At 29.0% G+C, this 18,850-nt stretch carries 22 protein-coding genes; 9 read left to right on the forward strand and 13 right to left on the reverse strand.

Going from position 1 to position 18,850, the window contains the following annotated elements; translation table 11 throughout:
* Positions 1-105: 105 nt before the first annotated feature.
* Entirely contained in the window at positions 106-651 is a 546-nt protein-coding gene (msrA, locus tag ACFDSN_RS02060) for a peptide-methionine (S)-S-oxide reductase MsrA (protein ID WP_375238163.1), read from the forward strand.
* Between the two features lie 50 nt (positions 652-701).
* The gene (locus ACFDSN_RS02065) at positions 702-1,031 is read left to right on the forward strand and encodes a hypothetical protein (protein WP_375238164.1); all 330 of its coding nucleotides are present in this window, start codon (positions 702-704) and stop codon (positions 1,029-1,031) included.
* Between the two features lie 54 nt (positions 1,032-1,085).
* Here the strand turns inward: ACFDSN_RS02065 and ACFDSN_RS02070 are convergent, their stop codons facing one another.
* From ACFDSN_RS02070 to dnaA, 4 genes are all read right to left on the reverse strand, one after another.
* Positions 1,086-1,856, reverse strand: a complete 771-nt coding sequence (locus ACFDSN_RS02070; RefSeq protein WP_375238200.1) for a CDP-alcohol phosphatidyltransferase family protein — start codon at positions 1,854-1,856, stop codon at positions 1,086-1,088.
* 148 nt (positions 1,857-2,004) lie between these two features.
* Positions 2,005-2,718 (reverse strand): SAM-dependent methyltransferase, encoded by a 714-nt coding sequence (locus tag ACFDSN_RS02075; RefSeq protein ID WP_375238165.1) that lies wholly within the window; start codon positions 2,716-2,718, stop codon positions 2,005-2,007.
* Positions 2,719-2,721: 3 nt separating this feature from the next.
* Positions 2,722-3,180 carry a low molecular weight protein-tyrosine-phosphatase gene (locus ACFDSN_RS02080; RefSeq protein WP_375238166.1) on the reverse strand — a complete coding sequence of 153 codons (459 nt, stop codon included), beginning with the start codon at positions 3,178-3,180 and terminating at the stop codon, positions 2,722-2,724.
* Positions 3,181-3,192: 12 nt separating this feature from the next.
* Entirely contained in the window at positions 3,193-4,620 is a 1,428-nt protein-coding gene (dnaA, locus tag ACFDSN_RS02085; protein WP_375238167.1) for a chromosomal replication initiator protein DnaA, read from the reverse strand.
* A 186-nt stretch (positions 4,621-4,806) separates the two neighbouring features.
* Here dnaA and ACFDSN_RS02090 point away from each other — a divergent pair, with 186 nt between their 5' ends.
* Positions 4,807-5,217, forward strand: coding sequence for an acyl-CoA thioesterase (locus ACFDSN_RS02090; protein ID WP_375238168.1), 411 nt, complete (start codon positions 4,807-4,809; stop codon positions 5,215-5,217).
* Between the two features lie 70 nt (positions 5,218-5,287).
* Here the strand turns inward: ACFDSN_RS02090 and ACFDSN_RS02095 are convergent, their stop codons facing one another.
* The 7 genes from ACFDSN_RS02095 to ACFDSN_RS02125 all read right to left on the reverse strand — a co-directional run bounded on the left by ACFDSN_RS02095 (position 5,288) and on the right by ACFDSN_RS02125 (position 10,902).
* Complete coding sequence (locus ACFDSN_RS02095; RefSeq protein ID WP_375238169.1) at positions 5,288-6,532, reverse strand: DNA cytosine methyltransferase; 1,245 nt, start codon at positions 6,530-6,532, stop codon at positions 5,288-5,290.
* 29 nt (positions 6,533-6,561) lie between these two features.
* A complete protein-coding gene (locus ACFDSN_RS02100; protein WP_375238170.1) occupies positions 6,562-7,212 on the reverse strand; it encodes a hypothetical protein in 651 nt (216 codons plus the stop codon).
* 132 nt (positions 7,213-7,344) lie between these two features.
* Positions 7,345-7,959, reverse strand: coding sequence for an IMPACT family protein (locus ACFDSN_RS02105; protein WP_375238171.1), 615 nt, complete (start codon positions 7,957-7,959; stop codon positions 7,345-7,347).
* Between the two features lies 1 nt (position 7,960).
* A complete protein-coding gene (locus ACFDSN_RS02110) occupies positions 7,961-8,824 on the reverse strand; it encodes an EamA/RhaT family transporter (RefSeq protein WP_375238172.1) in 864 nt (287 codons plus the stop codon).
* Positions 8,824-9,435 (reverse strand): HAD-IA family hydrolase, encoded by a 612-nt coding sequence (locus tag ACFDSN_RS02115; protein ID WP_375238173.1) that lies wholly within the window; start codon positions 9,433-9,435, stop codon positions 8,824-8,826. Before ACFDSN_RS02115 ends, ACFDSN_RS02110 begins: the two co-directional genes overlap by 1 nt.
* Positions 9,428-10,441: a bifunctional diaminohydroxyphosphoribosylaminopyrimidine deaminase/5-amino-6-(5-phosphoribosylamino)uracil reductase RibD gene (gene ribD, locus ACFDSN_RS02120; RefSeq protein ID WP_375238174.1), complete on the reverse strand. Its 1,014-nt coding sequence runs from the start codon at positions 10,439-10,441 to the stop codon at positions 9,428-9,430. Before ribD ends, ACFDSN_RS02115 begins: the two co-directional genes overlap by 8 nt.
* 5 nt (positions 10,442-10,446) lie before the next feature.
* Positions 10,447-10,902, reverse strand: a complete 456-nt coding sequence (locus ACFDSN_RS02125; RefSeq protein ID WP_375238175.1) for an LEA type 2 family protein — start codon at positions 10,900-10,902, stop codon at positions 10,447-10,449.
* A 51-nt stretch (positions 10,903-10,953) separates the two neighbouring features.
* Between ACFDSN_RS02125 and ACFDSN_RS02130 the strand changes: the two genes are divergently transcribed.
* From ACFDSN_RS02130 to ligA, 5 genes are read left to right on the forward strand one after another with little or no spacing between them, the layout of a single operon-like run.
* The gene (locus ACFDSN_RS02130; RefSeq protein ID WP_375238176.1) at positions 10,954-11,445 is read left to right on the forward strand and encodes a GNAT family N-acetyltransferase; all 492 of its coding nucleotides are present in this window, start codon (positions 10,954-10,956) and stop codon (positions 11,443-11,445) included.
* Positions 11,446-11,484: 39 nt separating this feature from the next.
* On the forward strand, positions 11,485-12,363 hold the full coding sequence (gene prmC / locus ACFDSN_RS02135) for a peptide chain release factor N(5)-glutamine methyltransferase (protein WP_375238177.1): 879 nt from the start codon (positions 11,485-11,487) through the stop codon (positions 12,361-12,363).
* A 20-nt stretch (positions 12,364-12,383) separates the two neighbouring features.
* On the forward strand, positions 12,384-12,965 hold the full coding sequence (locus ACFDSN_RS02140; RefSeq protein ID WP_375238178.1) for a TIGR00730 family Rossman fold protein: 582 nt from the start codon (positions 12,384-12,386) through the stop codon (positions 12,963-12,965).
* A gap of 3 nt (positions 12,966-12,968) precedes the next feature.
* The gene (locus ACFDSN_RS02145) at positions 12,969-14,573 is read left to right on the forward strand and encodes a hypothetical protein (protein ID WP_375238179.1); all 1,605 of its coding nucleotides are present in this window, start codon (positions 12,969-12,971) and stop codon (positions 14,571-14,573) included.
* A gap of 1 nt (position 14,574) precedes the next feature.
* Complete coding sequence (gene ligA / locus ACFDSN_RS02150; protein WP_375238180.1) at positions 14,575-16,572, forward strand: NAD-dependent DNA ligase LigA; 1,998 nt, start codon at positions 14,575-14,577, stop codon at positions 16,570-16,572.
* A 12-nt stretch (positions 16,573-16,584) separates the two neighbouring features.
* On the opposite strand, the gene ACFDSN_RS02155 is transcribed toward ligA, so the two are convergent.
* Together ACFDSN_RS02155 and ACFDSN_RS02160 are read right to left on the reverse strand one after the other, a co-directional pair.
* The gene (locus ACFDSN_RS02155) at positions 16,585-17,502 is read right to left on the reverse strand and encodes a bifunctional metallophosphatase/5'-nucleotidase (protein ID WP_375238181.1); all 918 of its coding nucleotides are present in this window, start codon (positions 17,500-17,502) and stop codon (positions 16,585-16,587) included.
* Between the two features lie 2 nt (positions 17,503-17,504).
* Positions 17,505-18,272 (reverse strand): 5'-nucleotidase C-terminal domain-containing protein, encoded by a 768-nt coding sequence (locus ACFDSN_RS02160; protein WP_375238182.1) that lies wholly within the window; start codon positions 18,270-18,272, stop codon positions 17,505-17,507.
* Positions 18,273-18,336: 64 nt separating this feature from the next.
* Here ACFDSN_RS02160 and ACFDSN_RS02165 point away from each other — a divergent pair, with 64 nt between their 5' ends.
* Positions 18,337-18,849: a hypothetical protein gene (locus tag ACFDSN_RS02165; RefSeq protein ID WP_375238183.1), complete on the forward strand. Its 513-nt coding sequence runs from the start codon at positions 18,337-18,339 to the stop codon at positions 18,847-18,849.
* The last annotated feature ends 1 nt before the right edge of the window (position 18,850 follow it).

The raw sequence follows: 18,850 nt of genomic DNA on the forward strand, positions 1-18,850 counted from the left end.
AAAATTAATTGACTAAAAGAATTGACCTCTTAATTAAACGTTAAATATTGATTTTGTTATATATAAATAAAGCTTCAAATAATCAATAACACTTATTTTTGTAAAATGGAAAACGAAAATTTAGAAGTTGCCACTTTTGCTGGCGGATGTTTTTGGTGTACAGAAGCAGTTTTTAATACGATTGAAGGTGTTGAGTTAGTTGTTTCCGGATTTACAGGTGGACAAATAAAAAACCCAGCGTATAGAGAAATAATTTCTGGTAGAACAGGACATGCAGAAGCTGTTCAAGTTTTTTTTAATCCTAATAAAGCTTCTTTTGTAACACTTTTAGAAGTTTTTTTTGCAACTCACAATCCTACAACCTTAAATCAGCAAGGTTATGATATTGGGACACAATATAGGTCGGAAATTTTTTATTCTAATAAAATACAACAACAACAAACTTTAGAATTTATAGAATTGTTAGAAAGTCAGAATGTTTTTGAAGATACTATAGTAACTAAGGTTTCTAAATTAGATGTGTTTTATAATGCTGAAGAAGAACACCAAGATTTTTATAATAACAATAAAGAATATAGATATTGCCAATTAGTTATTCAGCCTAAATTAGATAAGATTAAGCAGTATTATAGCAATCTGCTAAAAACTTGATTTTGGAACACTATTTGCTTTATTCATAGTATTAACAGCAAAAAAATATTATGATTACAGAAAAAAACACAAACAAAAACAAAATCAAAAACAAATACTTTATACTTGCCTTAAGCTTAATCTTTGATGCTTTAGGCTATGCAAGTTTTATTATACCAGGAATTGGCGAATTTGCCGATGTAATATGGGCTCCAGCTTCCGCTTTTTTAATGATGAAATTGTATAAAGGTACATCTGGGAAAGTTGGTGCTGCTATTTCGTTTATAGAAGAAGCTTTACCAGGTCTAGATGTTATTCCAACTTTTACTATTATGTGGTTTTATACTTATGTGTTGACTTCTAAAGTAAAAGAAGAGGAAACTATTATAGATGTTAATTAAAAGTCTATCGACAAATGAGTAATAAAAAATCGTTTCAATTAATGAAACGATTTTTTATTTTAAAAGAGTTTTTCTAATTCCAATAAAGACAATAATTAATCCAGAAATTCCAATAAGAAAAGGGATTATTAAATAATCTAACCCTAAAATTAAAAATACTGCAATTAGTAATAATTGAAAACCTAATCCAAATATGGATAATCCCATCATAAACCAATTTGGAAATGGATTTGACTTGTGCGCTTTTGAATCTAAGGCATAAATAATTTTATCAAAACCTCCATAAAGAAATATGTAAATATTAAATATAATATTTACGTGTTTTTGTTGTTCACCAGGTAAAGCAGTTGGAGTTTTTACTTCAAAAACACGACTAGTAGTGTCTCCTCCAATACATTTATTTCTAAGGATTACATAATAATAATTGTACAATGTTCCTTGTAGTTGTAGACCTAGAAATGCAGCAAAAGATAACATGAAATTTGTGTTGGTAACGTATGTAATACTTCCCAGTAATAATATATTTAAAAGAATATCGCTAACAGAATCTAAGTAGCGACCAGTATAACTAGGCGTATTTTTTAATCGTGCTAATTCGCCATCTGCAGCATCTATTATAGATTTTAAAATTAAAAAAAAAGCAGCGTAATAATAGTGGTTTTTTAGAATGCAAAACACTGCAATTAGTCCAGCTACAACAAATAATAAAGTAACGTGAATTGGCGTAAATTTTGTGTTTTTTAAGAGGTTTGCTAAAAGTCTTCCTAAAAATCTTCCATAATCTGAAAGGTCTATAAATTGGTGTTCTTTTGGAAGTTTTGACATGTAATATTCATGACCAAGATATTTTGTGGAATATACCGAAATTGTAATACTCAAAAGTCTAAACTATATTATCTTACTTAAGAGGTTTTCAAATTTACTAAATCTTATTTACATGCTAAGAATTCTAGTATTAAATCTGAAATTAGTTTTACTTTCTTTGAATTACAAACATTGTAGGTCTTTTATGTAAATCAACTTTAGTGTTCTTCCATATTTTTATAGGAAGTGTTTTTATATATTCAGAAGGCAAAGTAATATCACAAGCTACACAAAGTTCTGTGTCATCATTTAGTGTCGTAATTACATCTTGTAATAATTTATTATTTCTAAATGGTGTTTCCATAAAACATTGAGTTTGGTTGTGCTCGTATGTTAAACGTTCTAAACGTTTTAGTTCTGATTTCCGTGCAGAGGAATCTTTAGGTAAATAACCGTTAAATGCGAAGCTTTGTCCATTCATACCAGAAGCCATAATAGCTAATAGAATAGAAGAAGGACCAACTAAAGGCACCACTTTTATGTTTAATTTATGTGCTAAGTTAACTATGTCTGCTCCTGGATCTGCCACTCCAGGACAACCAGCTTCAGATATTAAACCTACATTTTGTCCTTGTAAACAAGGTTCTAAATAAGTAGGTAATTCACTTTCTTCTGTGAATTTATTTAGGGGAAATAGCTTTAAATTACTTTGTTGTTTGCCAGCACTAATACGTTTTATGTCTTTTCTTGCTGTTTTTTCATTTTCAACAATAAAAACATCAACTTCTTCTATTACTTTTTTTACAGTAAGAGGTAAAACACTTAAAGGTTCATTTTCTCCTAAAGTTGTTGGAATAAGATATAGTTTTCCAGGTGGATTCATATTTTAATTGTTTAAATATCTATTAGCTATTATGGAGCAAGCCTTATCTAACATATTAAAAACGTTTTCAAAACCTTTATCTGTATCGTGATATGGATCAGGAACATCTTTATTACTATTTGGATAACTTTCGTTTAAAATAATTTTTACTTTAGATTTTTCTGTCTCAGTTTGTGCTAATGCTAATATGTTTTTTAAATTGGAGTTGTCCATTGCATATATAACGTCAAAATCTTTAAAATCTTGTGCTGTAAATTGTCTTGCTTGTTGTAAACAGATATCTATGTTATTATGCCTAGCTATATTTACAGAACGACTATCTGGTGAACTACCAATATGATAATTGCTAGTTCCTGCAGAATCTATAAAATAGTTTTGTTTCGGTAACTTAGATTTTAAAATACCTTCTGCAAGTGGCGAGCGACATATATTACCCAAGCACACCATAAGAATTTTAGTCATTTAAAATAGGAATTATACAGATAGTTTTTTTGTGATATCTTCCACATATTTTCTAAACTGCTTATCTGTAGAAGATAAGTTGTCTACGGTTTTACAAGCATGTAGAACTGTTGCGTGATCACGCTTTCCAATTTGTGAACCAATACTTGCTAAAGATGCTTTTGTAAATTTCTTTGCAAAAAACATAGCTAATTGTCTTGCTTGTACAATATGGCGTTTACGTGTTTTAGATTGTAAGGTGTCTACATCCATTTGGAAATAGTCTGATACAATTTTTTGAATATAATCTATAGAAACTTCGCGCTTGGTATTCTTAACAAACTTCTCTACAATTTGTCTTGCTAATTCTATTGTAACTTCTTTTTTGTTGAAAGAAGATTGTGCAATTAAAGAAATAATTGCGCCTTCTAATTCACGAATATTAGATTTAATATGTTTTGCAACATAATTAACAATATCGTCTTCCATTTCTACACCATCACGATATAGTTTGTTTTTTAGAATAGAAACACGAGTTTCAAAATCTGGTGTTTGCAACTCGGCAGAAAGTCCCCATTTGAATCGAGATAATAAGCGCTGCTCAATATCTTGCATATCTACAGGAGCTTTGTCACTTGTTAAAATAACTTGCTTTCCGTTTTGATGTAAATGGTTAAAAATATGAAAGAATACATCTTGTGTACCAGATTTACCAGATAAAAATTGTACATCATCTATAATAAGTACATCTATTAATTGGTAAAAGTGAATAAAATCATTTCTGTTATTCTTTTTTACAGATTCTATATATTGCTGCGTAAATTTTTCAGCAGATATATATAAAACAGTTTTTTCAGGATATTTATCTTTAATATCAACACCAATAGCATGGGCTAAATGTGTTTTACCTAATCCAACACCACCAAAAATCAATAATGGATTAAAAGACGTTCCTCCAGGCTTAGATGAGACAGCCATACCAGCACTACGAGCTAAACGATTTGAATCGCCTTCAAGAAAATTTTCATAGTTATAATTAGGATTTAATTGTGATTCGATCTTAACATTTCTAATGCCAGGAATAATAAAAGGATTTTTTAATTCTCTACTTTTATTATTAAACGGTACATCTATATCTTGAGATTTTACACTGCTTCTATTAGAGCTAGGAATACGTTCTGTAAAAGGTTGTTTGTTGCCATATGTGTTTTCCATTTTAATAATGTAAACTAATTTGGCAGTATCTCCTAACTGTTTGTGTAAAGCACTTTTTAATATTTTAACATAGTGCTCTTCTAGCCATTCATAAAAAAATTTACTTGGTACTTGAATACTTAAAGCTTTATCTACTAGTTTAACAGCAATAATAGGTTCAAACCATGTTTTATACGCTTGTGGCTGTATATTATCTTTTATAAAAAGAAGACAATTGCCCCATACCGATTGCGCAGTTAAACTCATAGTTTTATCTTTGGTGTTTTAAGTTTTGTTAAATACTAAGAACTGTTAGAAATAGTTCTACTTTTAATACGTCACAAATATGTGAACAATTAACTTAAAAAAAAAACGATTAGGTATTGATTTTTTAGTTTTTTTTTACCATGCTATAAAACGTTAAACAAAACCGATTAAACATTCTATTAAAATATGAAATATCACGAAACTTTTATAAGAGTCCGTTATGGAGAAACTGATCAAATGGCAGTAGTTTATCACGGAAATTATGCAGCATACTTAGAAGAAGCCAGAACTAAATGGTTGAGAGATATGGGGATTTCTTATAAAAAAATGGAAGAGTCCGGTATTGCTTTACCAGTAACTTCAATTTCTCTTCAATTTAAAAAATCTGCTTTATATGATGATATTTTGCGCATAAAAACTATCTCTAAAAAAACACCTTCTGTTCGCTTAGAATTTGATTATGAAATATTTAATCAAGAAAACGTCTTGTTAGCAACTGCATCTACAGAATTGGTTTTTATTAATTCAGAACGAAATAGACCAACTAAAGCACCAGAATATTTTTTAAAAGCGTTAGAAAACTATACTAATAAATAATTAATTTTTAATTTCAATTATAACATTAAACCTTTAAAAGTGTATTTTGTAGATTTAATAGATGACGTCTTTAATGATTTAATGTTTTTTTTATTGTTAATCCAATGGCTTTTGCTAAAAAAGGAGGAACTGCATTTCCAATTTGTACCATTTGTTTTCCTTTTGCGCCTTGAAAAATAAAATCGTCAGGAAAAGATTGTAATCTTGCCATTTCCCTAACAGTAATTACTCTTGGCTCTATTGGATGAATATTTACGCCACCATGATTTTCTTTTATAGTACAACTTGCTTCGTTCCAAGGGCATTTTTTCCAAGAATCTGAGTAATTATCATAGAGACTTTTTCCTTCTGGAACTAGGGCTAGTCTTTTTTTCATATCATCGCTATGTTTTGTTCTAATATGATTAAATTCCTTAGAGTCTTTTAATTCAATTAAATCCTGTATAGCTTCTTTTGTAGTAATATAAGACCCAGACTCTAATAGTGGTGAAGGATGATAATTTGTTTTGCCAATTCTATTTGCTATAAAAATAATACGTTCTCTTTTTTGAGGCACATAATAATCTGCAGAATTTAAAACCGTAACATTTACATTATAGCCAAGATTATTAATATCGTCTTTTATTTTGTCTTCTACTTTTCCTTTTAACATAGAACGTAAGCCTTTTACGTTTTCTGCTACAATAAACTCCGGTTGAAGTTCTTCAATAATTTCTAGCATATCTTTATAAAGCGAATTTCTTTCGTCTTCTACAATTCTACTACCAGACATACTAAAACCTTGACATGGAAAACCACCAGAAAGTACGGTTAACGGTTTTCCTTTTAGTTGTTTTTTTACGGTATTAATAAATTTATCTTTTATATCTCGACTTGTAATATCTCCTTCTATATGTGGATGGTTAAAATTGTGTTTGTAAGTCATTCCAGCTTCCTTGAACCAATCTAAGCCACAAAGTTGATTAAATCCAGCCATTTCAAAACCTTTAGCCATTCCGCCAGCGCCACAAAATAGATCTGCAGATGTAAACTTAGATTCTTTAGGATTGTCCCATTCATCAGAAATGTCTATCCAATTAATCTTATCTGTTTTTGTAGATTTAGATTTTGTTGGCTTTGATTCTTTTTCAGGAGTAGTTTCAAAAGCGGACGATTTTATGAAATTTTGTAGATCTGATTCTTCAATTCTATGAACACCACCAATTTTACTAGACCTTAACTTTCCAGAATGTATGTATCTTCTAATTGATTTTTGAGACACATTAAGTCTGTTTGCTACAGTTTCAATTCTTAATAATTGGGATAATTTGTCCATAGTTGTCTGTTTTGAACAAATATATATAATTAATTTATTTTGAAACTAAATTCGTTCGATTCACTTTCTAGTATAAAAATGCATTTAGAAATGGCTGTTTTATAGCTAATAAATTCTGTATTAATAATATGTTTTATAAAATAATTATAAGCTTCTTCTTTTAATTTCCAATGGCATCTTAGAAACATATTTCGTTCTGTTTGTAGCTCTGAATGATGTACAATAAATAGTCTGTTTTGAATATGATGTCTTACACCTTTACTTTGGTTTTTATAATAAGAAGTAATAAGTTCTTTTTCATTAGAAGTCTTAAAACTTATTCTCATATTTTTTGGAACAATAGTTCCTTTTATGTCAAATCTGAGTTTTGAATCTCCATTAAACTCAATGTCCCAATCTTGATCTTTGGAATTTGGATTTTTAAGAATATTAGTTGACTTGTAAGACAAATACTCATCAATTCTAGAACATTGCCAAATAAACCATCGTCTTTTAAAATAATCCTTAGTGTCTTGATTTAAGTTAATTATGGCGGACTCTAATTGATGTAAAGTCTTGTAACGAAACATATTAATTTTAGAATCTGTTTTGTTGTTCTGAATAGTTCCCCAATGTAATGGCATACTTTTACTTAATTTTTGTAGTTCTTTGCTAAGTACAGTATATTCATTAATATCCATAGATATGATCTTTAATAGAATTTCAACCTATTAGGCTGATACTAAAGATAATAAAATTTTAATTTAGTTTGAAATGATGATTTTTAAAGAAATGTAAGGAGTAACTATTCTAGGTCTAAATAAAGTAAAAAACTATTCTTCAAATTCTTTAATATCTACCCCATAAATTATATCAAAAGAATTAAAAGCTTGCTGTGCTTCTTTTTTTCTAACCGAAATAAAAACTTTACAATCTAATTCTAAAACTTGATTAGTAATGGTTAAGTTTTTCTCTTTAATAATACGCATTACTTTATTCATGTTCTTATAATCGAAAGAAATAACATAATCTATATTTATGGTTTTTTCTACAATTTTAGAAGCGTCTAAAGCTAATTGCGCTCCAGTTCTATTCGCATTTATTAATCCGCCAACACCAAGTTTTGTGCCTCCAAAATATCTAACCACTACAATTAAAATATTTGTAACATCGTAAGATTGTATTTGGCCATAAATTGGTAATCCTGCGCTGTTACTTGGTTCGCCATCATCGTTAGCGCGATATCTTATTGTATCTGTTCCTAATTGATAAGCATAACAAAAATGTCCGGCGCTACTGTGTTGCTTTCTTAATACATCAATATGTTGTTTAACTTCATCTTCATGTTTAATAGGAAATGTGTAACCATAAAACTTAGAACCTCTATCTTTAAATAATTCACCTTCAGCAGGAACATCAATAGTTTTATAGGTGTCTTTTTTTTCCATATTAAGCAAAAGTAACTAATGTAATTGAAACGATTGCAAGAGCAATGCCAATCCAGTTTTTTCTAATTAATGTCTCTTTAAAAAGCAGTAATCCAACTAAAGTAGATAACATTACAACACCAACATTGTTTACAGTAAAAATAGTTGAACTTTCAAATCCATTCATTTGTAAAGCTTTTAATAACATTACAATAGAGTAGTAGTTCACTATTCCTAAAATGGCTCCGCCAATTAATGGTTTGTAGCTTAGTTTTTGAGGTTTTTTAATTGTTTTAATAACTAATAAAGTAATTCCTATTAAACCAGAAACACTAAAAATAGTTGCAGAAAATAATGGGATTCCATTTTCTGCCACATAATTGGTTTCTACATATTTTATAGTCGTGTCTATAGTTCCAGAGCCTAAGAATAAAATAATTGGTAAGATTAAACTCTTAATTTGAAAACTGCCTGAATTTGTTGCTTTTATTGATGCTAAATACACAGCAACCAAAGCTAATATAATTCCTATAGTTTTCTGTAGATTTAAAGATTCGTTATAAGCATAAAGTCCAAAAATAATAGGAATAACAACACTCATTTTACTAGCTACAGAAGCTACAGATAATCCATTTTTTTGAGCCGTTAAAGCCATAAAATTAAAGACAACTATAAATAACACAGCTAGGCATAAAGCGCCAATAAACCAATTGCTACTTGTTATTTTAGAAACAATAATTGGTGCATCGTAATTTAAGAACCCAAAAATTGCAGCTGCATAATAATTAACCACAATAGCTTGTAGTGTATTGACTTTAAATTTTTCGAAACATTTAAAAATGATGAAAATTAATGTAGAACAAAGAATACTTAAAAGTAAATACATTAAAATAAATGTGGTTTAAGTTTAAATAAATTGACTACATCTTGTGTTTTTGGGTCTATGTTCCAGGTGCCAAAACCTAAATCGAAAGCAGATTCTGTATTCTCTGTAGTGTCGTCTATAAAAACACATTCTTTAGCTTTTAGATTATTATCTTCTAAAACAAATTCATAAATAGTATTGTCTGGCTTTCTCATATTAATTTCGTGAGATAAATAGAACTTATCAAAACAGTCTTTAAACTCGTTATAAAAAGAAATATTTTCTTTTATAAAATCTATATGAAGTTCGTTAGTGTTACTTAACAAAATAAGTTGATATTTTTTAGAAGCTTTTAATTCTTGCAACCATTCTAATCTATGTTTAGGGAAATCTAGAATGATATAATTCCAAATGGATTTAATGTCTTTTCTAGATAACTCAGGGAAGTTACCTTCATAAAACTCTAAGAATTCATAAGTAGGTATGAAACCTTGCTCATAAAGTGTGTTTATTGCAATAAAATCTTCGGGCAATTCGTCTAAGCCAAATGCTTCTAAAGCATTTTTGTGCGCGCCTTCTTTATCTAAATTGATAAATACATCTCCAAAATCGAATACTAAAGTTTTAATCATTTTTATTGTTTTTGTAAACTTCTAAAACATCATCTAAAATAAATTCTGAGTTTAATAATTCACCTTTCAAATGTGGTGCTTTTGTACCTTTATTTAAAGAAACTGTACCTTTAAAAATACGTGCTTCGTCCCAAAGGTTTTCGTCTATAAAAGTTTGAAGTGTTTGTAATCCTCCTTCAATAATTACAGAATTTATATGTTTAGAATGTAAAATAGAGCAAATTTGTTGTGCTAATGGTTTTGAAAAATCACAATTATCCTTAGATATTACTATAGTTTCAGCTTCAGTATTAAAAACTGCTAAACTTTCATCTAGCTTTAATTTTCTATCTAAAACCACACGAATTGGATTTTCACCTGAGTAATTTCTGGCTGTTAAACTAGGATTGTCATGTAAAACAGTATTTGTTCCTACCAAAATAGCTTGTTCTTCAGTACGCCATTTATGAACCAATGTTCTAGAATATGGATTGGTAATCCAAACTGGTTTTTGTTTATTTTTAGTTTCAGGACTTAAAAAACCATCTAGACTTTGTGCCCATTTTAAAATAATATACGGTCGTTTTTTATTATGAAATGTAAAAAAACGTTTATGATGTTCTTTACAATCATCTTCTAAAACACCAATAGTTACGTTGCAATTTGCTGCTAATAATTTTTGAATACCTTTTCCTGCAACTTGTGGATTATCGTCTACGCAACCAATTACAATATTTTTAATTCCTTTTTCAATAATTAAAGAACTACAAGGTGGCGTTTTTCCAAAATGGCTACAAGGTTCTAAAGTAACGTAAATGGTGCTTTTTTCTAAAAGTGATTCATCTTTAACATTGTTAATAGCATTAACCTCTGCGTGATTTCCGCCAAAAGGACTTGTAAAACCTTCGCCAATAATTTTATTGTCGCAAACAATTACAGCGCCAACCATAGGATTAGGTTTTGTGGTACCTAAGCCATTTTTTGCAATTTGCAAAGCACGTTGCATATATGTAATATGATTGCTCAAATAAATTAGAATTTTAATTTAACATCTTCGGTTTTATCTACAGCATACGTATGCGAAAACCCAAAAACTTTATATTTAATATCTCCTTTGTATTGTACTTTAATTTTTTTAGAAAATAAACTACCTAATAGACCACCTAAATTATTGTTGCTAAACAAACTGTCTGTAGGTATTTTTGCGGTTAAAGGAATAGTAAAATCTTTTTTTGCAGGAACTTTAAAAACATCAGAAGATACGTGAGCAATTTCATTACCGTTTACAAAAACAATCATACCTTCAGTTTCTATATCTCCGCTAACATCATTAGGGTTACTAAATAATGCATCTGCAGTTACTGTTATTAGTTTTGAGGTAGATTCTGTAACCTCAATGTTTTTTACCGAAATAAATTCGGGTTTTTTATTGACTGTACAGCTAAAAATGGTTAAAAAAAGTGTTGATAATATTAATAAATGTTTCATCTATAAAAATTAAATTACTGTATCTTGAGCTCGTAAAATTACTGTTTTAAAGTGAAGAATAATAATATCATTATAAGAGAAATTCAGCCGCAAGATAATAAGCAAATAGAACAGGTAATTAGAGCTTGTTTTATAGAGTTAAATATGCCATTAGTTGGAACTGCTTATGAAGATCCAGAAACTAAACAAATGTTTGAAGCTTATGCAAATACAAACGAAACCTATTTTGTTTTAGAAAATGGAGAAACTATTTTAGGTGGTGCAGGAATTAAACCATTATCTGGACTTGAAACTACGGTTTGCGAGTTGCAAAAGATGTATTTTTCCTCAGAAACTAGAGGTTTAGGTTATGGTAAAAAAATATTCCAAGCCTGTTTAGATGAAGCTAAAAGATTAGGTTACAAGCAAGTTTATATAGAAACTATAGATGAGTTAAAAGCGGCAATACACGTTTACGAGAATTTTGGTTTTACATATTTAGATAAACCAATGGGAAATACAGGACATTTTTCTTGTGGGATTTGGATGGTTAAAGATATATAGTTAGCTTTTTTTAGTTTATAATTTTAGAAAAAAAACACTTTGAAATTAAAAGATATAGAATACTTATTTCATAAAGAATTAGATACTTTGTTTGGTAAAGATGAAGTGAATCAGTTTTTTTATTTGTGTATAGAATCCTTTTATAATTTATCTAGGTTAGATTTAGCGTTAGATACTAATATGTCTATAACTGTAGATGAACAATCTAAAATAATTGAAGCTTTAGAACAATTAAAACAAGAAATACCAATACAATATATTTTAGGAAAAACGGAATTTTTCGGATTACCTTTTAATGTAACAGAAGCGACTTTAATACCAAGACCTGAAACCGAAGAATTAGTGTCGCTTATTTTGACAAATGTCACTTCGAGCGAAGTCGAGAAATTAAGTAGAACTAAAAAGCCAATAACTATTTTAGATATTGGAACTGGTTCTGGCTGTATTGCAATTAGCTTGGCTAAAAATTTACCTAATGCAACAGTATATGCTTTAGATGTAAGTGCTGAAGCATTAAAAATAGCAAAATCTAATGCGGAATTAAATAAAGTAGATGTTACATTTATAGAACAAAGTATTCTAGAAGATTTTAATTTAGAAACTAAATTTGATGTTATTGTTTCTAATCCACCATACGTTAGAGAATTAGAAAAAGCCGAAATAAAACCAAATGTATTAAATAACGAACCACATTTAGCATTATTTGTAGCAGATAATAATCCCTTGTTATTTTATAAAGCAATTACAGAGTTTGCAGAAAAGCAATTAACTAAAAAAGGACAACTCTATTTTGAAATTAACGAATATTTACGAGAAGAAATGAAAAGTTTAGTTTCGAGTTATAAATTTGAAGACATAGAAATTGTAAAAGATATGTTTGAAAAGGATAGAATGTTGAAAGCTGAATTAAGACATTAATCATAAAATACCATTTGAAAATGAAAAACATAGCAGTATTTTGTGGGTCAGGTATAGGAACAGACCAAAGTGTAATAGATAGTACTTATAACTTAGGGAAAACCTTAGCTACTAAAGCAATTACTTTAGTTTATGGTGGCGCAAAAATTGGGCTAATGGGTAAGGTTGCTCAAGGTTGTTTGGATAACAATGGAAATGTTATAGGAATTATACCAGAATTTTTACAAACAAGAGAAATTGTTTCTAACGATTTAACCGAGCTTGTTACCACAAAAAACATGCACGATAGAAAGGTTGTAATGTACCAAAAAAGTGATGCTTTTATAATTATACCTGGCGGTTTTGGTACAATGGACGAGTTTTTTGAAATCTCTACTTGGGGACAATTAGGTCTACATTCTAAACCAATAGGTGTTTTAAATACTGATGGGTTTTACAATGATTTATTAAGACAAATAAAAAAAATGGTAGATAAAGGGTTTTTAGCACAAGCTAATTTAGATGCTGTTTTAGTTAGTGACTCTATAGACGATTTATTAACACAAATGACTAACTTTAAACCATTACCAAAGCCAGAGTGGTTAGACATTTCTAAATTATAGATTATGCTAAAATTTAGTTTTATTACTTTGTTAATATTGGTTTTTACGACTTGTAAAGAAGTCCAAAATAATTCAGGAGTTTCTGTAAAAACTAATGTAAAAGATAGAACTGCTTTTATTCAAAAATTAGAAAACGAGTTTCTTGGTCGTGTTGGTTATCTAGAGCCTAAAAAACCACATGTAATAACTTCGCGCAATTTTAAGACTTACAATAACTTATCAGAAGAACGTGTAATAGAATTAGAATTAAGAACTATTTTTAAAAACAATAAGACAACTTCTCAATTTGGATTAGCCCAAGACATTGGTTTTAGTAAAGCGATGAAATCCTTTGTAGCTTATCAATATGATGAAAATGAGCAGATGCAATACAAATTAATTAATTATACCACTAATTACGATTTTATAGATGCCATAGATGTTTCGTGTTATGACCTAACCAAAAAAATGAATCAAACAGAAACGTATGTCTTTGGTAACAGATTATTTGTTCATAATAAGGATACCAACAAAGCTGTTGAATATTTATTAAAAATGGATGGAACATTTGTAATGAAAGAAGAACCAGTTAAGTTTAACTACTTAGTATTAAAAGAGTTTAAGTATTTGGATTTATACCTTGGACAGTTTAATAAACGTGTTGTAAAAGCTAAAAATGGTTTAATTATTAGAGATTCATTAGGTAATAAGATTGGCAAGTATAATTATTTAGATATTATTTCAGTTTTAAGTTATTCCGAAGAGAAAATGAAAATAGTAGATAATGGAAAAACCATTAATGGAACTAAAACTGAAGTTATTATAAATCCAAAATTACTTAAACAAGAACAAAATTTTTATATCGACAACACTAATAAAGGCTATGTGTTTTCTGGTTTTCTTTTTGATGATATTGAAGATGACGAAAACGAAGTTTATGATTATCAAGGGTTATCTACAAGTACTCAAGATTATATGTTATTCAGTTTAAAAGAACTGTTTACTATAGAGCAAGTTAAATTAAATAACGAACTTTCTGGAGTTGTTAAAACAGCTAAACTCAAAGATGTTACAAAGCAGTATAAAGTAGATAAAACAATAACGTTAACTTCGGAAAATGGGACTCAAGTTAAATTTAAAGACACCACTTATCATTCTGAGTACGAACCAACAAAATCATATAGTGTAAATGAAGATGTAAATTTTAAAAACACATTTATTGTTAGTTCTAGTATGTTATTTGATTATCAAAGATTTTACTTTATAGATAAAAGAAACGGAAATGAATTGGATACTTATTTTGGAGGTTATCCACATGTGTCGCCAAATAATAACATTGTGATTTCTGTAGATTATGATACTGAATGTCCAAATCAACGTTCGCTTTTTATAGATAAAATAGTAAATGGTAAAATAATAAAAGTATTAAGTATTCATCTTGATACCGAAAAGCTTACTGAGTTAGACTTTGTTAAATCAACCGATCAAAACGAAATTTACTGGTTAAGCAATACCTCATTTATTATGAAATTTTGGGGAGCAACCACTTGTTACGACGATTCTGATAATTATTTTTACTATAAATTTAAAATAAAAGATAATTTGTTGAATATTTTAGATATAAATTAAAATGACACCACAACAACATATAGAAACTTTACGCCAAGAATTAAGAGATCATAATTACAATTATTATGTGCTTGACAATGCAACTATTTCAGATTTCGATTTCGATATAAAACTTAAAGAACTTCAAGATTTAGAAGAAAAACATCCAGAGTTTTTTGATGCTAATTCGCCAACATTACGTGTTGGAGGAGAAGTAACCAAGAATTTTGAAACTGTTATACATGAACACAGAATGTATTCTTTAGATAATTCATATTCTTTAGAAGATTTACAAGATTGGGAAACTAGAATAAAGAAGTTAGTAGATGGTGATATTAATTACACCTGCGAGTTAAAATACGATGGTGCTTCTATAAGCTTAACTTATGAAAACGGAAAATTATTAAAAGCTGTAACTCGTGGCGATGGTTTTCAGGGCGATAATGTTACACCAAACATAAAAACCATAAAATCTGTTCCATTACAATTAAAAGGAAACTATCCAGCTAAGTTTGATATAAGAGGCGAAATTGTCTTACCATTTGATGGTTTTAATAAAATGAATGAAGAACGTATTTCTGCGGGAGAAGAACCATACAGGAATCCGCGAAATACAGCTTCGGGAAGTTTAAAACTTCAAGATAGTGCAGAAGTAGCAAAAAGACCATTAGAATGTTTATTATATAACCTTACTGGAACAAATTTAGGAGTTGCTTCTCAAAACGAAAGTTTAGAGTTGGCAAGACAAATGGGATTTAAAGTTCCAGAAGCTTCAGAATTAGTTAGTTCTATAGAAGATGTTTTTGAGTTTATAAATTTCTGGGATAAAGAAAGACATAATCTACCATATGAAACCGATGGTATAGTTGTTAAAGTAAATAACTTACAACAGCAAGAAGAATTAGGTTTTACAGCAAAAGCGCCACGTTGGGCAATGGCTTATAAGTTTAAGGCAGAGCAGGTTTCTACTAAATTAATAAGCATAGATTATCAAGTTGGTAGAACAGGAGCTGTTACGCCAGTAGCTAATTTAGAACCTGTAGAATTGGCAGGAACAACAGTAAAACGTGCTAGTTTGCATAATGCAGATCAAATTGAAAAATTAGACATTAGAGTAGAAGATGAAGTTTATGTAGAAAAAGGTGGCGAAATTATTCCTAAAATTATTGCCGTAGTAGATAAATCTACCAGACCAAAAAATTCAGAACCAACTCAATACAGAACAAATTGTCCAGAATGTAATACTGAGTTAGTTAGAATAGAAGGCGAAGCAAAACATTATTGTCCAAACTATAATGGATGTAGTCCACAAATTATTGGTAGAATTCAGCATTACATTTCAAGAAAAGCAATGGACATTGAAGGTTTAGGCGGAGAAACTGTTGCGCTTCTAGTAAATGCAGGCTTAATAACTAATTATACAGATTTATATACGTTAACTAAAGAAGATATAATGCCATTAGAACGTATGGCAGAAAAGAGTGCAGAGAATTTAATTAATGGTGTAGAAGCATCAAAAAACATTCCTTTTGAACGTGTTTTATTTGCTTTAGGAATTCGTTTTGTTGGAGAAACTGTTGCTAAAAAACTAGCGAAACATTATAAAAATATTGGAGCTATAAATAGTGCAACATTAGAAGAGCTGATTGCAGTAGATGAGATTGGTGTAAAGATTGCTCAAAGTGTAAAAGATTTCTTTTCGGACGAATCTAATGTAGAAATGGTTTCCCGTTTAATACTTTCTGGTGTACAGTTAGAATTATCTGCAGATGTTTTAGCTAATCAAACAGAAACACTTAAAGGAGATATTGTTGTAGTTTCTGGTGTATTTACACAGGTAAGTAGAAACGAACTTAAAAAGTTGATAGAAGATAATGGCGGAAAAGTATCGTCTTCAATTTCATCTAAAACAAGTTATATTGTTGCAGGAGATAAAATGGGACCAAGTAAATTAGAAAAAGCAGAGAAATTAGGTATTTTGCTAATTACAGAACAAGAGTTTTTAGATAAGTTGAACTAAGCTTTAACGATATTATATAGCTAAAGCTTTTCCACTTGATTTTGATTTTTCATTATTACTAAACGTAAAATCTACTCGACCTAAATTTACGCCATAGCAACCAACTTGATTAACTAAAGTTTCTTTTCCAGCACTATTAATAACTTTAGTTGGTTCGTCTAAAAAAGTATGTGTATGTCCACCAATAATTAAGTCAATATCTTTAGTTTTTTCGGCTAAAGTAATATCACAAACCTTTTCTGGTTTTTTTGAATATTTATAACCTAAATGTGATAAGCAAATCACTAAATCGCAGTTTAAATCTTCTTTTAGAATTCTAGCTTGATCTTGTGCAATTTCTATAGGATCTAAGTAAACTGTTTCTTTATATAACCTTTTATCCACTAAACCTTCTAATTCAACACCAAGTCCAAAAACACCTATTTTTAAACCATCTTTTGCAAATACTTTGTGCGGAAGTGTTTTTCCATTCATTATTGTATTTTTAAAATCGTAGTTGGCAGATATAAAATCAAATTTTGCGTGAGGTAATTGTTTATATAAACCATCTATACTATTATCAAAATCGTGATTTCCTATAGTTGTTGCATCATATTTAAGTTTGCTCATTAGCTTAAGTTCCAATTCGCCACCATAATAGTTAAAATAAGGAGTTCCTTGAAAAATATCTCCAGCATCTAATAGTAATGTATTTGGGTTTTCTTTTCTAATTTGTTCAACTAAAGTTGCTCGTCTTGCAAAACCTCCAAGATTAGGATATTTTCCATCATCTGAAGGAAAAGCATCAATATGACTATGCACATCATTAGTGTGTAGAATAGTTATTTTTTTAGTTGAAATACTATTAACACAAGATTGTAAACCGTAACTACCTAAGGTTAATAAAGAAGATGCTACTGCCGATTTTTTTATAAATTGTCTACGTTTCATAATTAATTCAGTTTAATAAATCGGTTATCAATTTTAGGAGTAATAGTATCAGCTTTATTGAAATGTTCAATTAAGGCATTTCTAATTTTATAATCAGTATTATAAACAGTATCCGCAGCTTTAAAAAAGTTCATTCTATCTCCACCAGTTACTAGGTAATCGCTAGTTGCAATATAATAAGCTCTATCCTCTAAAGGTTTTCCATTAATTGATGTTGTAAGAACTGAATTGTTTTTATCTAGAGTTAAACTCATATTAGAAATAGGATGCGCTTTTCCTTCGGTTGCTAAGTAATTAATTAAGCTATCTATTTGAGCTCTTTTTAATTTAGTAATAACAATACTGTTTTCAAAAGGCATAACTTGGTAAGCTGTTCTAGCAGAAATTGGGCCTTTAGAAATTACAGATCTAATTCCGCCATAATTTAGTAATACCGCATCAAGATCTAATTTGGTTCTAGATTTAAAAATTGGTTGTGCTTCTGTATAAACAACATCTGCCATAAAGTTACCAATTGCTGTGTTTAAAGCTTTGTTTGTGCCATAATCTTTTTTAGAATACGTTTTTGGCGCAAAAGCTAAAGCGCTATCTAAAGTTTTGTTTAAATGTGTTCTAAAAGGTTGAATAAAACTATCTATAGATTTATCTACAGTTAGTTTTTTATCTACAGGAATAGATTGAGCTTGCTTTTCGTTTAAATTAAAGGTGTTTTTTTTACAAGAAGTAAATAAAATTACACTTAAAATAAGTGGTAATAAAAATGGTTTCATTCTTTAAAAATAATCAAAAAATGCAGAAAGATTTGCTACATTTGTGTTAAAGCAATAAATATAAATGTTTTTTAAAGGTTTAAAAGAAAAATCCATACAAAAAGCCATTAGTAAGTGTAATAATTTACGAGAATTATTAGATGGAAACTCTAAGGTTAAAACAATTGGTTTTTTAATTAATATAGATGAGGTTTCAATTACAGATTCAGAATTGTCTTCTATTTGTAACGTTTTGGATTCAGAAAATATAGGTCAGTTGAATTTCACTAAAACTGTTAAGAAAACAAATGAAGAGTCAGGACTAATTTCGCCTAAAAATATAGGATGGAAAGCTGTTTTAAAACATCCAGATTTAAAAATATTTTGTCAGACCCAATTTGATGTTTTAATCACCTTAACAGAAACTGATTCTATTTATTTAAATGCTGTAAATGCATTTAGTCAAGCAAAATTTAAAGTGTCTACCACTTGTAATAATGAAAATTTAAACGATTTATTAGTGGCAACATCTCCTTTTAAAGTAGATGTGTTTACTTCAGAATTAAAAAAATACTTAACCATTTTAAATAAATTATAAT

The organism is Aurantibacter sp. (assembly GCF_042094015.1).
Classification (GTDB): domain Bacteria; phylum Bacteroidota; class Bacteroidia; order Flavobacteriales; family Flavobacteriaceae; genus Aurantibacter.

What these genes read in the sequence shown, in the direction of transcription:
- msrA (WP_375238163.1), top strand. Translation starts at nt 106, where the DNA reads ATGGAAAACGAAAATTTAGAAGTTGCCACTTTTGCTGGCGGATGTTTT.
- ACFDSN_RS02065 (WP_375238164.1), top strand. Translation starts at nt 702, where the DNA reads ATGATTACAGAAAAAAACACAAACAAAAACAAAATCAAAAACAAATAC.
- ACFDSN_RS02070 (WP_375238200.1), bottom strand. Translation starts at nt 1,856, where the DNA reads ATGTCAAAACTTCCAAAAGAACACCAATTTATAGACCTTTCAGATTAT.
- ACFDSN_RS02075 (WP_375238165.1), bottom strand. Translation starts at nt 2,718, where the DNA reads ATGAATCCACCTGGAAAACTATATCTTATTCCAACAACTTTAGGAGAA.
- ACFDSN_RS02080 (WP_375238166.1), bottom strand. Translation starts at nt 3,180, where the DNA reads ATGACTAAAATTCTTATGGTGTGCTTGGGTAATATATGTCGCTCGCCA.
- dnaA (WP_375238167.1), bottom strand. Translation starts at nt 4,620, where the DNA reads ATGAGTTTAACTGCGCAATCGGTATGGGGCAATTGTCTTCTTTTTATA.
- ACFDSN_RS02090 (WP_375238168.1), top strand. Translation starts at nt 4,807, where the DNA reads ATGAAATATCACGAAACTTTTATAAGAGTCCGTTATGGAGAAACTGAT.
- ACFDSN_RS02095 (WP_375238169.1), bottom strand. Translation starts at nt 6,532, where the DNA reads ATGGACAAATTATCCCAATTATTAAGAATTGAAACTGTAGCAAACAGA.
- ACFDSN_RS02100 (WP_375238170.1), bottom strand. Translation starts at nt 7,212, where the DNA reads ATGGATATTAATGAATATACTGTACTTAGCAAAGAACTACAAAAATTA.
- ACFDSN_RS02105 (WP_375238171.1), bottom strand. Translation starts at nt 7,959, where the DNA reads ATGGAAAAAAAAGACACCTATAAAACTATTGATGTTCCTGCTGAAGGT.
- ACFDSN_RS02110 (WP_375238172.1), bottom strand. Translation starts at nt 8,824, where the DNA reads ATGTATTTACTTTTAAGTATTCTTTGTTCTACATTAATTTTCATCATT.
- ACFDSN_RS02115 (WP_375238173.1), bottom strand. Translation starts at nt 9,435, where the DNA reads ATGATTAAAACTTTAGTATTCGATTTTGGAGATGTATTTATCAATTTA.
- ACFDSN_RS02125 (WP_375238175.1), bottom strand. Translation starts at nt 10,902, where the DNA reads ATGAAACATTTATTAATATTATCAACACTTTTTTTAACCATTTTTAGC.
- ACFDSN_RS02140 (WP_375238178.1), top strand. Translation starts at nt 12,384, where the DNA reads ATGAAAAACATAGCAGTATTTTGTGGGTCAGGTATAGGAACAGACCAA.
- ACFDSN_RS02145 (WP_375238179.1), top strand. Translation starts at nt 12,969, where the DNA reads ATGCTAAAATTTAGTTTTATTACTTTGTTAATATTGGTTTTTACGACT.
- ligA (WP_375238180.1), top strand. Translation starts at nt 14,575, where the DNA reads ATGACACCACAACAACATATAGAAACTTTACGCCAAGAATTAAGAGAT.
- ACFDSN_RS02155 (WP_375238181.1), bottom strand. Translation starts at nt 17,502, where the DNA reads ATGAAACGTAGACAATTTATAAAAAAATCGGCAGTAGCATCTTCTTTA.
- ACFDSN_RS02160 (WP_375238182.1), bottom strand. Translation starts at nt 18,272, where the DNA reads ATGAAACCATTTTTATTACCACTTATTTTAAGTGTAATTTTATTTACT.
- ACFDSN_RS02165 (WP_375238183.1), top strand. Translation starts at nt 18,337, where the DNA reads ATGTTTTTTAAAGGTTTAAAAGAAAAATCCATACAAAAAGCCATTAGT.